The sequence below is a fragment of the Streptomyces sp. NPDC111656 genome (genome assembly GCF_055656965.1).
This window is the reverse complement of the sequence record NZ_JBVKCA010000004.1, coordinates 514,720-529,254: the sequence shown is the minus strand read 5'-3', so window position 1 is coordinate 529,254 and position 14,535 is coordinate 514,720. Positions and strand designations below refer to the sequence as shown.

The 14,535-nt window shown below is 70.9% G+C and carries 13 protein-coding genes; 6 read left to right on the top strand and 7 right to left on the bottom strand.

The annotated features are described in order from the left end of the window. Positions 1-2 precede the first annotated feature (2 nt). Positions 3-635 (top strand): response regulator transcription factor, encoded by a 633-nt coding sequence (locus ACZ7M3_RS15770; protein WP_067363136.1) that lies wholly within the window; start codon positions 3-5, stop codon positions 633-635. Positions 636-669: 34 nt separating this feature from the next. On the opposite strand, the gene ACZ7M3_RS15765 is transcribed toward ACZ7M3_RS15770, so the two are convergent. The 4 genes from ACZ7M3_RS15765 to ACZ7M3_RS15750 form a co-directional block, all read right to left on the bottom strand. After that, entirely contained in the window at positions 670-1,476 is an 807-nt protein-coding gene (locus tag ACZ7M3_RS15765) for a hypothetical protein (protein WP_472063747.1), read from the bottom strand. Positions 1,477-1,505: 29 nt separating this feature from the next. Continuing rightward, a complete protein-coding gene (locus ACZ7M3_RS15760) occupies positions 1,506-2,045 on the bottom strand; it encodes a SigE family RNA polymerase sigma factor (RefSeq protein ID WP_054230928.1) in 540 nt (179 codons plus the stop codon). Between the two features lie 77 nt (positions 2,046-2,122). Next, a complete protein-coding gene (locus ACZ7M3_RS15755) occupies positions 2,123-3,550 on the bottom strand; it encodes an MFS transporter (protein ID WP_472063745.1) in 1,428 nt (475 codons plus the stop codon). A gap of 135 nt (positions 3,551-3,685) precedes the next feature. Further along, positions 3,686-4,879: a lipid-transfer protein gene (locus tag ACZ7M3_RS15750; protein ID WP_472063743.1), complete on the bottom strand. Its 1,194-nt coding sequence runs from the start codon at positions 4,877-4,879 to the stop codon at positions 3,686-3,688. A 235-nt stretch (positions 4,880-5,114) separates the two neighbouring features. Here ACZ7M3_RS15750 and ACZ7M3_RS15745 point away from each other — a divergent pair, with 235 nt between their 5' ends. The 5 genes from ACZ7M3_RS15745 to ACZ7M3_RS15725 all read left to right on the top strand — a co-directional run bounded on the left by ACZ7M3_RS15745 (position 5,115) and on the right by ACZ7M3_RS15725 (position 10,861). After that, positions 5,115-6,860, top strand: a complete 1,746-nt coding sequence (locus ACZ7M3_RS15745; protein ID WP_472063741.1) for an MFS transporter — start codon at positions 5,115-5,117, stop codon at positions 6,858-6,860. Positions 6,861-7,060: 200 nt separating this feature from the next. After that, positions 7,061-7,723: a class I SAM-dependent methyltransferase gene (locus ACZ7M3_RS15740; protein ID WP_351293351.1), complete on the top strand. Its 663-nt coding sequence runs from the start codon at positions 7,061-7,063 to the stop codon at positions 7,721-7,723. A 22-nt stretch (positions 7,724-7,745) separates the two neighbouring features. Further along, complete coding sequence (locus tag ACZ7M3_RS15735; RefSeq protein WP_472063739.1) at positions 7,746-8,747, top strand: N-acetylmuramoyl-L-alanine amidase; 1,002 nt, start codon at positions 7,746-7,748, stop codon at positions 8,745-8,747. Positions 8,748-8,905: 158 nt separating this feature from the next. Beyond that, positions 8,906-9,724: a hypothetical protein gene (locus ACZ7M3_RS15730; RefSeq protein WP_472063737.1), complete on the top strand. Its 819-nt coding sequence runs from the start codon at positions 8,906-8,908 to the stop codon at positions 9,722-9,724. A 126-nt stretch (positions 9,725-9,850) separates the two neighbouring features. Beyond that, positions 9,851-10,861, top strand: a complete 1,011-nt coding sequence (locus ACZ7M3_RS15725; protein WP_351293360.1) for an LLM class F420-dependent oxidoreductase — start codon at positions 9,851-9,853, stop codon at positions 10,859-10,861. A 10-nt stretch (positions 10,862-10,871) separates the two neighbouring features. On the opposite strand, the gene ACZ7M3_RS15720 is transcribed toward ACZ7M3_RS15725, so the two are convergent. From ACZ7M3_RS15720 to ACZ7M3_RS15710, 3 genes are read right to left on the bottom strand one after another with little or no spacing between them, the layout of a single operon-like run. Further along, positions 10,872-11,648, bottom strand: coding sequence for a hypothetical protein (locus ACZ7M3_RS15720; protein WP_452967233.1), 777 nt, complete (start codon positions 11,646-11,648; stop codon positions 10,872-10,874). Beyond that, positions 11,635-13,221: a substrate-binding domain-containing protein gene (locus ACZ7M3_RS15715; protein WP_472063735.1), complete on the bottom strand. Its 1,587-nt coding sequence runs from the start codon at positions 13,219-13,221 to the stop codon at positions 11,635-11,637. Before ACZ7M3_RS15715 ends, ACZ7M3_RS15720 begins: the two co-directional genes overlap by 14 nt. Next, positions 13,218-14,525, bottom strand: coding sequence for a hypothetical protein (locus ACZ7M3_RS15710; protein WP_472063733.1), 1,308 nt, complete (start codon positions 14,523-14,525; stop codon positions 13,218-13,220). Before ACZ7M3_RS15710 ends, ACZ7M3_RS15715 begins: the two co-directional genes overlap by 4 nt. Positions 14,526-14,535: the final 10 nt, after the last annotated feature.

The following is a 14,535-nucleotide window of genomic DNA, read 5'->3' as shown; positions in this document are numbered from 1 at the left end:
AGATGCCCCGGGACCACCGGCCCACGAAGTCCGTGCGTGTCCTGCTTGCCGAGGATCAGGGAATGATGCGGGGCGCGCTCGCCCTGTTGCTGGGGATGGAGCCGGACATCGAGGTCGTCGCCCAGGTCGCGGCGGGCGACGCCATCGTGGACGCGGCGCTGACGCACCGCCCGGACGTGGCCCTGCTGGACATCGAGCTGCCCGGGATGAGCGGCCTGGACGCCGCCGCCGTACTGCGCGAAGAGGCGCCCGACTGCCGGGTGTTGATCCTCACCACCTTCGGTCGGCCCGGGTATCTGCGGCGCGCGATGGAGGCGGGCGCCGCCGGGTTCCTGGTCAAGGACGGCCCCGTGGAGGACCTCGCCGAGGCGATCCGGCGGGTGCTGACCGGCGAGACGGTCATCGACCCGGCGCTCGCCGCCGCCGCGTTGAGCGCCGGGCCTAATCCGCTCACCGCCCGTGAGTGCGACGTCCTGAAGGCCTCGGTGGACGGCGCCACCGTCGCCGACATCGCCTCCAAGCTCCACCTCTCCGAGTCGACCGTCCGCAACTACCTCTCCTCCGCGATCGGCAAGACGAGCACCCGCAACCGCATGGAGGCGATGCGGGAGGCCCGCCAACAGGGCTGGCTGTGACCGCCGGCCGCTCGGCTCACCGCGCGCGAATCTCCTACTTCGTCACCGCCACCGCCTTGAAGGTCCTTCCCTCCGGTCCGAGGCACACGAACCAGTCGGACCGGGAACCGTCCGCCGGGCGGATCGCATCCTCGAAGTCCCCGACGATGCCCGTACCCGGGGCGGGCCTCGACGCCTCGGTCGTCGTGCCGTCGTCCCAGGTGCAGGTGACCTCCTGGGCGGTCGTGGCGATCTGACCGACCACGAGCCGCTGGTCGGTCCCGCTCGTCGCCGTCCTGCTGGTGTCCAAGGGCATCGCGCCGGACTTGAGGTCCGTGCCCGCCATGGTGTCTCCCTTCTCGAACGCCCCCAGCAACTTGATCGACGTCTTGCCGCCCAAGGTCAGGCGGACGAAGTACGAGCTCTTGCCGATGAGCTCGGAGGCATTGCGCACGTTCACCCACGGCTTGCCGAGCCCGGACTCGGTCATCGCGTCCAGTTGCCCCTGCGCCTCCGCCTTGTTCCGGGGCGCTCCCCAGACGTCGATGACGACCTTCCACTTCTTGCCGTGCTCGGTTCCCCTCGCCAGGTCGCTGCGCTGCGGCTCGTACAGATGCCGCTCGTCGCTCACCGGCGGCCGCGTCGCCGCCGGCGCGACCTTCTGCGCGTCGCCGCCCGTCACCCCGGCCAGTGCCAACGTCCCCGTCGAACCGGCGATCACCAGCGCCGCCGCTGCCGCCAGTGCCCAGCGGCGGGCCTTGCGGCGGCGGCCGCCGCGGACCACCGCCTGGTAGGGGGCTATGCCGATCTCCGCCTCGTCCGCGGCCTCGGCCAGCAGGAAGGCGATGTCCCTGTGTGTCATGTCGTGGTTCGTCTCCCGGTCCGCGCTCATCACTTCCGCCCTCCGTGCGTCACCATGTCCGCCAGGCCCGGTATGGCGCGCAGCTTCGCGATCCCCTTCGCCGCGTTGCTCTTCACCGCGCCCACCGAACAGCCCATCGCCTCCGCCGCCTGGCTCTCGCTCAGGTCCTCCCAGTACCGGAGGACCACCGCCTCGCGCTGGCGCGGCGGCAGTTGGACGAGCGCCGTCAGCAGGGCGCTGCGGTCGTCGGCCTGGGCGATGCGGTCACCTTGGTCGGGCAGCTCGTGCGTGAGCCCCGAGTCGTCCTTCGGCGCCAGGAACTCCTTGAGCCTTCTGCGGTGTTTCCGGGCATGCGCGTTGATCATCACGCGCCGTACGTAGGCCTCCGGGTCGTCGGCCGCGCCGACCCTGCGCCAGGCCACATAGACCTGCTCCAGCGTCGTCTGGACCAGGTCCTCGGCGGCGTGCTGCTCCCCCGTAAGGAGAAATGCCGTACGCATCAACCGCGGCCAGCGGCCGATGACAAAGCGCTGGAACTCCTCGTCCCGAGCCTGCTTCCGATCCCCCATGGGCACCTCCTAGATGTACAAAGGAGTCCACGAGGACCGGATTTCGTTGCCTCGACGGCAGGAGATCTTCGGCGGCCTCAGCGAGCGGAGATCTTCGAGGGCAGCCACAGCAGCATCAGCACCACCCCGCCGAGCAGGACGTACCCGCCCGTACGGAAGACCAGCGCGTATCCCTCCGTCAGCGCCTGGGCCGACGAGCCGCGCCCCGTACGCGAGGCCGCGATGGTCGACATGACGGCGAGTCCGAGTGAACCGCCCATCGTGCGCGAGGTGTTGACCAGCCCGGACACCAGACCGGCGTCCCCCGGCGCCGCGCCCGAGGTCGCGAGCGAGGCGAGCGGGGTGGCGGCCAGCCCCGCGCCCGCCATCATCAGGATCCCTGGGAACATGATCGCCGTCAGGTAGGAGCCGTCGGCCGTCATCGTCGACTGCCAGCCGAAGCCCGCCGCGGCGACCAGCGACCCGATGACGGCGACGTTGCGCGCCCCGACCACCGGCATGAGCCGCGGTGCGAGCTTCGAGCCGAGGATCACCGCAAGCGAGCTCGGCACCAGCGCGAACCCGGCGCCCAGCGGCGAATAGCCGAGCACGTTCTGCGCGTACAGCGTCATGAAGAACCACATGCAGAACATCGCGGAGCCGCACACGAACATGGCCGCGTTCGCCGACGCCACCGCCCGCACACCGAGCAGGCGCAGCGGCATCAGCGGCACCCGTGTCCGCGCCTCGACCAGGAGGAACAGGCCGATCAGCGCGAGCCCGGCACACAGCGGTACGAGGGTCGCGGCCGCCGCCCACCCCTCCGCCTCGGTCTGCACGATCCCGTACGCGAGGGTCGCGAGCCCCGCCGTCACCAGCAGCGCGCCCGGCAGATCGAGCCGCCGCCCGTCCCCGGCCCGGCTCTCCACGAGCCACCGTGCGGCGCCCGCCAGCACCACCGCGCCCACCGGCACGTTGATCAGCAGCACCCACCGCCACGACAGCCCGTCCACCAGCAGCCCGCCGATCAGACCACCGGCCGCCCCGCCCCCGGCACCGACCGCCGTCCAGGTCGCGATGGCCCGTGCGCGGGCGGCGCCCTCCGGGACCGCCGAGGTGAGGATCGTCAGCGTCGAGGGCGCGAGCACCGCCGCTCCGAGCCCCTGCGCGGCCCGCGCGACCAGCAGCTGCCAGCCCGCCTGGGCGAGCCCGCCGCCCAGCGAGGCCACCGTGAACAGCGCGAGCCCGACCAGGAACATCCGTTTGCGCCCGTACAGGTCACCGGCCCGCCCGCCGAGCAGCATGAACCCGGCGAAGGCGATCGCGTACGCGTTGACCACCCACTGCAGGCCCGGCGCGCTCAGCCCCAGGTCGCTCCGCATGGACGGCAGCGCCACGTTCACGACGGACACGTCGAGCACCACGAGGAACTGTCCGGCGCAGGCAAGCGCCACCACCAGCCAGGTGGGCGGCGCGACGCGAGCTGATATTCGGGTGTCTTCCGCGGCTCGAAGCATGAGTGTCATGCTCTCAACCGCCCTACGGTCCTTGCATCGGGATTTCGCCGCACTCGCCCTGGGCCACGGGACCTAGTCCCGCCCGCGTACCCGGCATCGAGGCAGTCTCGAAACTCGAGGCAGCCTCGAGCGGACCCCCGGTGATCAGCCCGCCGCCCGGAGCAGCGTGACCACCGCCGCCCCGCCCAGCCCGATGTTGTGGGCGAGCCCGACCCGTGCGCCCGGCACCTGCCGGGGCCCCGCCTCACCCCTCAACTGCCACGCCAGCTCGGCCACTTGGGCGATCCCGGTCGCGCCCAGCGGATGCCCCTTGGAGATCAGCCCGCCGGACGGGTTCACGACCCACCGCCCGCCGTACGTCGTGGCCCCCGACTCGACGAGCTTGCCGGACTCCCCCTCCTCGCACATCCCGAGCGCCTCGTACGTCAGCAGCTCGTTGATGGAGAAGCAGTCGTGCAGTTCCACCACGTCCACGTCGTCGATGCCGAGTCCCGACCGCTCGTACACCTGGCGCGCGGCCTCCCGCGACATCGGCTGTCCGACGACGTCGACGCAGGAGCCGGACGCGAAGGACTCCTCGGTGTCGGTGGTCATGGCCTGCGCGACGATCTCCACGGCCTGGTGCGCCGGCGCGTGCCGCTCCAGGAACCGTTCGGACACGACGACCGCCGCGGCGGCCCCGTCCGAGGTGGGCGAGCACTGGAGTTTCGTCAGCGGCCGGTGCACGACACGGCTGGCGAGGATCTCGTCGACCCCGTACACGTCCTGGAACTGGGCGTACGGGTTGTTCGCCGAGTGGCGGTGGTTCTTGGCGCCGACGGCGGCGAGCTGTGCCTCGGTGGTGCCGTACTTCTCCATGTGCTCGCGCGCCGCGTCGCCGAAGATCTGCGCGGTGGGCGGGGACATCTCGAAACCGTGCCGGGCGGCCATGACGCCGTAGTGGCGGGCCACCGGGGACGTCGAGAAGTCTCCCCCGTCCGCACCGCCCCCCAGCGCCCCGCGCTTCATCCGCTCGAAGCCCAGCGCGAGTACGCAGTCCGCGACCCCGCCCTCGACGAACTGCCGGGCCAGCATCAGCGCGCTCGATCCGGTGGCGCAGTTGTTGTTGACGTTGTAGACGGGGACGCCGGTCAGGCCGAGTTCGTACGCGGCGCGCTGGCCGGCGGTCGAGGGCTGGAAGCAGTAGCCGACAGGAACCTGTTCCACCTCGGCGTACGTGATCCCGGCGTCCGCGAGCGCGGCACTCCCCGCCTCCCGCGCCATGTCCCAGTACTGCCATTCACGGGTCTCGGGCTTCTCGAACCTGGTCATCCCGACCCCGGCGACGTAGGCCTTCATGGCGCGCAGACTAGAACACGTTTCACTTACTTGCCAGGCCTGATGCCGGGTCAGTACTTCATGGGAAGGTCAAGATTTTGTTAGTACGCCGAAGCATCGGAATAGTTGCCCGGGCGCACCGGGTTCCTAATGCACGTATCCCGCACGCACTCCCGCACGCGCTCCCGCACGGATCGCCCACCGCTCTTCTCCCCCTTCTTGCTCCCTCTCTCTTTCGGCCTGGAGGCCTCACGTAATGACGCACACGACGACCGACCAGCCCACCCGGAGGCCCGGCGGCGCGATCGTGCCGGTACTGGCCTTCGCGGGCATCGTTGTCGCGGTGATGCAGACCCTGCTCGTTCCGGTCATCAAGGACCTGCCGGAGCTGCTGGGCACCGCACCCAGCAACGCCACCTGGGTGATGACCTCGACGCTGCTCGCGGGAGCCGTGGCCACGCCGATCATGGGTCGGCTCGGTGACCTTTACGGCAAGCGGCGGATGCTGCTCGCGAGCCTGTCCGTGATGGTCGTCGGCTCGCTCATAGCCGGTTTCACCAGCGAACTGCTGGTGATGATCGTCGGGCGCGCCCTGCAGGGCTTCGCCATGGGCGCGATCCCGCTCGGCATCGGCCTGATGCGCGACATGCTGCCCCGCGAGAAGCTCGGCGAGGCGATGGCCCTCATGAGCTCCTCCATCGGCGTCGGCGGCGGACTCGCGCTGCCGGTCGCGGCCCTGGTCGCGCAGCACGCCGACTGGCACGCCCTCTTCTTCCTCGCCGCCGGTCTCGGCGCCGTCGCGATCATCCTGACCCTCGTCGCCGTACCGGAGTCCCCGATGCGCGCCGAGGGCACCTTCGACGGACTGGGCGCGGCGGGCCTGTCCGCGGGCCTCGTCCTCTTCCTGCTGCCGATCACCAAGGGCAGCGACTGGGGCTGGACCTCGACGACCACGCTCGGCCTGTTCGCCGCGTCGGCCGTCGTCCTGCTCCTGTGGGGCGTGATGGAACTGCGCGTGAAGGCGCCGCTGGTCGACCTGCGCACCACCGCCCGCCGCTCGGTGCTCTTCACCAACCTCGCCTCGATCATGGTCGGCGTCTCCTTCTACGTCGTCTCGCTCGTCCTGCCGCAGCTGCTCCAGCTGCCGAAGGCCACCGGCTACGGCCTCGGCCAGTCGATGGTGGTCGCGGGTCTGTGCGTGGCGCCGCTCGGCCTGACGATGATGTTCACCGCGCCGGTCTACGCCCGGATCTCCGCCAAGTACGGCCCCAAGGTCACCCTGATCCTCGGCATGCTGATCATCGCGATCGGCTACGGCGCGGGCCTCGGTCTGATGAGCGCCGCCTGGCAGACCATCGTGATCTCGGTGGTCCTGGGCGCGGGCATCGGCCTCGCCTACTCCTCGCTGCCCGCGCTGATCGTCGGCTCCGTCCCGGCTTCGGAGACGGGCGCGGCCAACGGCCTCAACACCCTGATGCGCTCGATCGGCACGTCGGTCTCCAGCGCCGTCATCGGCATGGTCCTCGCCAACACCGCGAACAACGTCGGCGGCCTCGAGGTCCCCACCATGCACGGCTTCCGGGTCTCCTTCCTGATCGCCACCGGCGCGGTCGCCATCGGTCTGCTCTTCGCCCTGCTGCTGCCGGGCCGGCGCCCGGCGACCAAGCCGCAGCTGCGCGCGAGCAGCGAGGAGGACGCGGCCCTGGAACGCGCCCAAGAGGTGCTCCGCGGCTTCCGCGGCCGGGTGCTGGACGCCGACGGCGGCACGGTCGCCCGTGCCAAGGTCACGCTGATCGACCGGCGCGGCCGCCAGGCGGGCGCCACGCTCTCCGAGGCGGACGGCAGCTACGTGATCGCCGTGCCCGCCGAGGGAGCGTACGTCCTCGCCGCCAGGGCACCGGGCCACGGCCCGCTCGCCTCCTCGGCGACCCACTCCGGCGACGACCGCCCCGTCGAGCTGGACCTCGCGCTGCCGAGCGAGACCGTTCCGGCCCAGGCCTGATCCGAACAACCGGATCCGAACGACCTGATCCGAACGACGGGCCCTGGGGCCCGACCCCTCCGCACCACACCCCCGTCGCCGCTGCGGCGGGGGTGTGGTGCACCATGGGGCGCTCACAGGCACGTACACCAGGCACGTACACCAGGACCCGCACAGACAGACGTGCGACGCTGCCGTTCGTATCCGATGGAGGACCCCCGATGCAGGACCCCAGGCCCGCGGCACCCAAGCCGGAGATCCTGGCCGCCTTCGAGGCCGCGAAGGGGTTCATGCCGCTCCGTGAGGGGCTCGCGCTGTACGAGGCCGCGGTCGAGGCGGGCCGGCTCGGACTCCCCCTGCTCGAGGTCGGCACGTACTGCGGGCGCTCCACGATCCTGCTCGCGGACGCGGCGCGCGCCGCCGGGGTGACGGCGATCACCGTCGACCACCACCGGGGCAGCGAGGAGCAGCAGCCCGGGTGGGAGTACCACGACCCGGCCACGGTCGACCCCGAGATCGGCCGGATGGACACCCTTCCCACCTTCCGCCGCACCCTCCACCAGGCGGGTCTGGAGGACCAGGTGGTCGCGATGGTCGGCCGTTCGCCGCAGATCGCCGCCTTCTGGCGCACGCCCCTCGCTCTCGTCTTCATCGACGGCGGCCACACGGACGAGCACGCCTCCGGCGACTACGAGGGCTGGGCGCCGCACGTGGCGGAGGGCGGCCTCCTCCTCATCCACGACGTGTTCCCCGACCCGGCCGACGAGTTCACCGGCCAGGCCCCCTACCGCGTCTACCTCCGGGCCCTGGAGTCCGGCGCGTTCACCGAGGTCTCGGCGACCGACTCACTGCGCGTCCTGCGGCGAACGGGAGCGGGGATCTGAGAGCGCGGTTAGAGTCGCTGACGTGTCGTACGTAGGTCCTGACTTCGATCCTCCCGGCCCCCGCCGCTCCCGGCGCGGGCCGATGACGGTGGCGGTCGCCGCACTGGTGCCGGGGGCGCTGGTGGGGTGGCTGGTGTGGCAGGCCGTGGGTGACTCGGGTGGCGGGGGAAGTACGTCCGCCACCTCGACGACCTCGGCCGGCGCACCCGGGGCTTCCTCCGCGGCACCCGGATCCGCCTCCGCCGCGGCGCGGACACCGAGCGCGTCCGGGACGGACGACGGGAAGCCGCCGAGCTCGACCTTCTCCGGCCCCGCCACTCCCGCGGCCTCGGACCTGCCCGCCGCCGCGGGACCCCTCAAGGGCAAGGTCGTCGTCATCGACCCGGGCCACAACCCCGGCAACTTCCAGCACTCGGCCGACATCAACCGCAAGGTGAACATCGGCACCAACTGGAAGGAGTGCGACACGACCGGCACGTCGACCAACGCGGGTTACACGGAAGCCCGGTTCACGCTCGACGTCGCCCGCCGACTGCGTACGCTCCTGCAACAGGAGGGCGCCACGGTGAAGTTCACCCAGGACGGCGACCGTTCCTGGGGCCCGTGCGTCGACGAGCGGGCCCGCATCGGCAACGACGCGCACGCCGACGCGGTCGTCTCCATCCACGGGGACGGCTCCGCGGCGGGCAACCGCGGCTTCCACGTCATCCTCCCCGCGTCCGTGCACTCCGGCGGCGCCGACACCCGCGCGATCGTCGCCCCCTCCCGCGATCTCGGCGAGCGCATCGCGGGCAACTTCGTCCGCGACACCGGCAGCGCGCCCTCCAACTACATCGGCGGCGGCACCGGACTCGACGTCCGCAGTGATCTCGGCGGTCTCAATCTGTCAACGGTTCCGAAGGTGTTCATCGAGTGCGGCAACATGCGCGATAGCAAGGACGCTGCGTTGCTGACCAGCGGCGCATGGCGGCAGAAGGCGGCGCGTGGGATCTCTGAGGGAATCGTGAGTTTCCTGCGCGGGTAGTGATCGGCGGATCGAACCCGACGGACACCCTGATCGGACGGGGGATAGTGTCATCCCTACGATGAGGGGCCACCCCCGCGCTTCACACCAGGGCCTTATGGCGGCATGGTGTCAGCGACGCCTCCACCGACGACGAGACGACTGACGAAGGACCTGAAGTGAATATCCGCTCCCTCACTCGAGGCGACGGCGTGGTGATCGGAGCAGCGGTATTGCTGTTCATCGCGTCGTTCCTCGACCTTTTTTCGATCGACGGGGTCTCCAGCAGTGCCAGCATCCCCAGCGCCTGGTCGAGCGGACCGGTCCTGCTGAGCGTGGTCCTGGCCGGCATCATCGGGGCCGCGCTGATCGTCGTCTCCCACGGCCTGCCGCAGGTGCCCAAGATCGTCGGGCTCGACCTCGGCCAGTTCGGCGTCGCCTTCACGGTCTTCGCCGCGTGGAGTGCGCTCGGGAACGTGTTCGACCCGATCGCCGGCAGCCAGGACAGCGGCATCAGCGCCGGCACCGGCCTGATCCTCGCCTTCATCGCGACGCTCGTCATGGCGGCCGCCGCGATCGCCACCCCGCTCGTCCCGGCCCTGCAGGCCGCGCTCGTCCCCGCCCCCAAGCCCGCCGCCCCCCAGCCCTACGGCGCCCAGCCGCCCGGGGGTTACGGCTATCCCGGTGCCCAGCAGCCGGGTCAGGCCTTCGGCGGTCAGCCGCAGCAGGGGCAGGCGTTCGGTGCTCAGCCCAGCCAGCCGCAGCAGGCGCCGACCCCGCAACCGCAGCCGCCCGCCGGTGACTTCTCGCCGTTCTGGTTCGCCGTGCCGGTGCCGCGTCCGCTGTTCGCGGAGGACGGTTCGCAGGCGCCGATCGCCGAACTCGCGCCGGGTACCTGGTATCTGGCCGTGGAGCAGCGCGGCGCGAACCTGGTGGCGCAGACGCAGGACGGCCGTCGCGGTGTGCTGCAGGACACCTCCGGGATCCAGCGCGGCTGACCTGCCACGTCCGCTCCCGTGCGGCTCCTACGGCCCCTCGTCCTTCCGGGCGGGGGGCCGTTGCCGTACAGTCGGCTGGCCCGCACGTGACTGACGTCCCGTCAGAACCAAACGCCTGGAGGGTTCATGCGGCTCGGCCTCGCACTCGGCTACTGGGGGCGCGGCCCCTCCGCGGACCATCTGCCGCTCGCCCAGGAGGCGGAGCGGCTCGGCTACCACTCCGTGTGGACCGCCGAGTCCTGGGGCTCGGACGTCTTCACGCCGCTGACCTGGATCGCCGCGCACACGACCCGTATCCGGCTCGGCACGGCCGTCGCGCAGATGGCCGCCCGCTCCCCCACCACCACCGCGATGCACGCGCTCACCCTCGACCACCTCTCGGGCGGGCGCATGATGCTCGGCCTCGGGCTGTCGGGACCACAGGTCGTGGAGGGCTGGTACGGCCGTCCGTTCCCGAAGTCGCCGCTGACCGCGACCCGGGAGTACGTCGATGTCGTACGCCAAGTCCTCAGACGCGAAGGGCCCGTCGAGCTCGACGGCCGCTTCCACCAGCACCCCTATCGCGGCGAGGACGGCACCGGGCTCGGCAAGCCGCTGAAGCCGATCACGCATCCGCTCCGCGCCGACCTGCCGATCCTGCTCGGCGCCGAGGGGCCGAAGAACATCGCGCAGACGACCCGGATCGCGGACGGCTGGCTGCCGCTGTACTGGTCGCCGACCCGCCCAGGGGCCTACGAGGCCGCGCTGAGCGACCTCCCCGCAGGCTTCCTCGTCGCGCCCATGGCCCATGTCCGCGTCTGCGACGACGTCGCCAAGGGCCTGCTGCCCGTGAAGGCGATGCTCGGCTTCTACATCGGCGGGATGGGGCACGCGGCGCGCAACTTCCACGCCGATCTGATGGCACGGATGGGGTACGAGGAGGAGGCCAGGCTCATCCAGGAGCTGTTCCTCGCGGGCCACCGCCAGGAAGCGGTACTCGCCGTCCCGGACGCGTTCGCCGACGAGATCTCCCTCGTCGGGCCGCGTGAACGCATCGCCGAGCGGCTGGAGTTGTGGCGCAAGGGCCCGGTGACGGACCTGCTGGCCCTGTCACCGGACCCGCACACGCTACGGGTCCTCGCCGAACTCAACTCCTAGGGAGCGGTGTTCAGCGGAAGATGGCGATCGGGTCCAGGGTCAGTTCCCCGGTCCCGCTGATCCAGGTGCGCACCTTGCCCAGGCACCGGGCCTGGAACTCCCCGGTGTAGTAGTCCTCGTTGCGGAACTCCCCGCGCCCCTCGGACCCGGCGCAGGTGATCTTCACATGCGCGGCCGGTTCCCCGCTCCCGTACCGGGCGCGCAGCACCACGTCACCGCTGTCCGTACGGTACGCGGTGAAACGGCCGGTGACGGAGACGAACTCCGACATGACCGCGCTCAGCGGCGCCTTCCCGGGCTCGGGACCGTCCCGCAGGCTCTCCGCGAGCGCCCGATTGAGGACGAGCCTGCCGGTGGTGAGGTCGGCGTCCACGACCACGTCCTCCTTGCGCATGGTGTCCATGAGCAGCCGTATCACCGTGATGGGTGTGTTCTGCCGGACGTACGTGGTGACGCTCTCCCTGGTGACGTCCCGCTGGAACCTGCCGCCCCCGAAGCCCAGCTTCCCCAGCAGCCCGAAACCGGTGGTGGAATGGGTCCTGTCGGCGACCTCCTGCTCCACGGGGACCGCGAAGCCGCCGCTCAGGATGAGATCCCTGACGCGTTCCTCGTGCAGGTAGAAGCACATGCCGAGGACCGTGCGTCCGCCGCGCCTGCGCCGCAGCCGCAGCCATCCCAGCCGCACCAGCGCGTACCGGAGCAGGACGGCGCAGCAGACCACGGTGAGCAGCCAGACGACCACCCACTCCCACCACAGAGCCCACCACTGACCGTCAGTGACACCCACGAATCTCCTTGAACGCGTCGGAGAGGGAGGAGAGGTTGGCGTCGACCATGCGGCCGCCGGTCGCGGCGGCGGCCCGCTTCAGGGCCCCCGCGTCGGCCTCTCCGAAATGGACTGAGAAGGTGGGCACCTCGCGTACCGCGGCGCCGCGTCGACCGTGACGGCGCAGGAACTCCTGGTATCCGATGCCCGAGTTGTTCTCGCCGTCCGTCATCAGCACGATGGACACGGGCCGTTGCGGCTCGTCCGCCACCGCGTCGGCGGCTATCGCGTAACCGCGGTCGAGGGCCGACCAGACGGCGGTGGAGTCGTCGAAGCCGCCGTCCGCGACGACCTTGTCGAGGGTACGGAGATCGCCGTCGCCGCGCACCGTCACGGTCCGCTCCTCCAGGACGCCGCCGCCGAACCGGACCACCGTGAGGCGCTCCCCGCGGTAGAACCGGGCGAACTTGCCGGTGGAGGTGGGGTCGGCGCCGCTCAGGCCGGCGAACGCGGAGCGCAGTTCGGCGATCCGCTCACCCCGCATGGAACGCGAGAAGTCCAGCAGGAACACCACCTGGTCCGTGCTCCCCCGGGCCGGATCACCGTAGTCGGCCACGAGCCGCTCCACGATGGACAGCCGGTCGGGAAAGGACAGCGCGTTGCCGACGGAGGCCTCCCGCAGCTGCCGGACGGGCTCGACGTCCTGATTGACGGGACGCCGCCAGGTGCGCTGCATGAGCTTGCGCTGGACGTCGTCGCGCAGCAGCCAGTCCACCACCGTCCCGTAGGCGGACCGCTGCTTGTCGTCGAGCAGCAGGAGCGGGAAGTCGGACAGCACCATGCCGTCCTCGGGATAGACGATCTCCAGGGGTTCGGCCAGTTTGCCGCCGGCGTTCAGGGACAGCAGTTCCGACTCGTGCGCGATGAGCGCGTCGGCCCGGCCCGGATCACGTACGTAGGCCTCGATCAGCTCGCGTGAACTGGCGCCGGTGAGGGTCTGACCCGAGCGGAAGCCGCGCAACCGGTCGCAGGAGACGTCCTGTTCGCGCAGTACGCTGCCCGTCCCGGCGGCTGCGGTGGCCACCCCGACGAGCGCGGCGCGGCCCGTGTCGCTGCGCCGCGGGTCGGCCATCCCGAACCGCAGGGTCCCGTCGGCCGCCGCGTTCGCGATGTCCGCCCACGAGAGCCGCCCGCCCGGGACCCCGGCCCGCAGCTCGGCCGCGACTTCGGGGGTGAGCCCGACGACCACGGGCGAGCGCATGACCGCGGTCGACTCGGGGCGGACCGACCGACCGCCGGGCTCCTGGAGCCGCAGCAGGAACGAGCGGTCCGAGGCGAGCCATGCCAGGTCGTACGAGGACTTCTTCCCGGCCGTGGGCCACTGCCCGGCCAGGTCGGGCGTGGCCTCGTACTCCATGTCCAGCTCGATCCCGGTGTCCTTCTTCAACTCGCCCAGCAACGGGGCCAGGTCGGCGAGTTCGGGACTGGCGAGGACCCGCAGGGTGACGTCCTCCCTGCCCTGGTCGCAGGAGGTGAGGGCGAGCAGGAGCACCATCGCCAGGCATGCGGTCAGGGCGCGGGCACGGCGGCTCACGGGGTGTCCTGCACGGACGGCGGGCAGTTGCCCACATAGTCGATGATCTTCTCCAGGACGTCCAGGTCGGGTTCGTACACCTTGGTCTGGTCGCGGTTCGGCCTCGGCACCTGGACGCCGTGGTCGCGCAGGTACGAGTTCAGCTGCTCGCTGGTGCCGTCCTCGCCGGAGAACCGGACACGAAACCCCAACTCGATGGCGCGTTGGCGCAGTTCGGGGTCGGAGGCGATCAGGTCGCTCAGCTTGTCGCCCTTGTCGCTGAGGGAGATGAGCTGGGGCTCGGTGAGGGCGTAGGGGGTGGGATAGAGCAGGACGCGGCTGGTGTCCTGCTTCTTGTGCTTGCCGACATACTCGATCTGGTGGGCCAGGTACTGGTGTTCGTAGATCACGGAGATCGGGGCGATGCTCTCGCCGAGGTCGGAGAAGTAGCTGTCGGCCTGCTCGTCGTCCCACATGCCCTGGAGGTTGATGAGCGGCTTGATGTCCTGGGCGATGCTCCGCACCTCGTCGGCCACCGCCTCGACGTCGTTCGTGTGCCGCGTGCCCGGCGTGCGGTTTCCGTCCTTGACGAACGCGAGGATGCTCAGATAGGTCCCGGCGGAGTTGGACTCGCAGACGCTGGAGGTGCGTACCAGGACGCGGCCGCTGTTGCTGCGGCCGGTGTCGCCGTAACCGATGCCGTTCCAGGTGTCGACCTTCGCGCCCTTGCCGTCCCCGGAGGCGTCGGCGGCTTCGCCGGCCGTGCCGGCGTCGTCGTCCATGCCGTTGAGCAGGCCGATGAACTTCCGCATGTCGAGGTCGTAGTAGAGCGTCTTCCCGCCGCTCCCGGGCTGCTGCGCATGCGCCACGCCCGCCCGCTCCAGGGTCTCGGCGTAGTCCCGGAACGTCGCCAGCACCAGCGGGGTGACGAACGGACGCGCCGACTTCACCGAGTGGTCCTCCCGGTTCAGGATCAGCTTCGCCGCGGGCTGGCCGGACGGGAAGACCACGTCCATGCCCTTCAGGGACTGCGTGGCGATGCCCCGGGAGCCGAGCCGGTGGATGTCCACCCGTATGCCGTGCTCCAATAACAGCCGCCGCACCTCGGGGTCTTTGAAGAAGTCCGACTTGGAGGCCATCCTGGCCTCGAGCGTGGTGATGCGGTCGAACGGCCGCAACGCGTTGCCCGAGACGGACAGGGCGATCAACCCGGCCAGGGCCAGGGGCAGTACGACGATGATGTGACGCGGGAGGCGGCGCCTGGCCCGGTGGCGAGTGGTGAGTCTCGGTTCCTCGATCGCGGTCGGTCTGCTGAGCTCGGACACCGCTTGCCTG

Excerpts from the sequence above, each read along its gene's own strand:
- ACZ7M3_RS15770 (WP_067363136.1), top strand. The coding sequence starts at position 3 with ATGCCCCGGGACCACCGGCCCACGAAGTCCGTGCGTGTCCTGCTTGCC.
- ACZ7M3_RS15765 (WP_472063747.1), bottom strand. The coding sequence starts at position 1,476 with ATGACACACAGGGACATCGCCTTCCTGCTGGCCGAGGCCGCGGACGAG.
- ACZ7M3_RS15760 (WP_054230928.1), bottom strand. The coding sequence starts at position 2,045 with ATGGGGGATCGGAAGCAGGCTCGGGACGAGGAGTTCCAGCGCTTTGTC.
- ACZ7M3_RS15755 (WP_472063745.1), bottom strand. The coding sequence starts at position 3,550 with ATGACACTCATGCTTCGAGCCGCGGAAGACACCCGAATATCAGCTCGC.
- ACZ7M3_RS15750 (WP_472063743.1), bottom strand. The coding sequence starts at position 4,879 with ATGAAGGCCTACGTCGCCGGGGTCGGGATGACCAGGTTCGAGAAGCCC.
- ACZ7M3_RS15745 (WP_472063741.1), top strand. The coding sequence starts at position 5,115 with ATGACGCACACGACGACCGACCAGCCCACCCGGAGGCCCGGCGGCGCG.
- ACZ7M3_RS15740 (WP_351293351.1), top strand. The coding sequence starts at position 7,061 with ATGCAGGACCCCAGGCCCGCGGCACCCAAGCCGGAGATCCTGGCCGCC.
- ACZ7M3_RS15725 (WP_351293360.1), top strand. The coding sequence starts at position 9,851 with ATGCGGCTCGGCCTCGCACTCGGCTACTGGGGGCGCGGCCCCTCCGCG.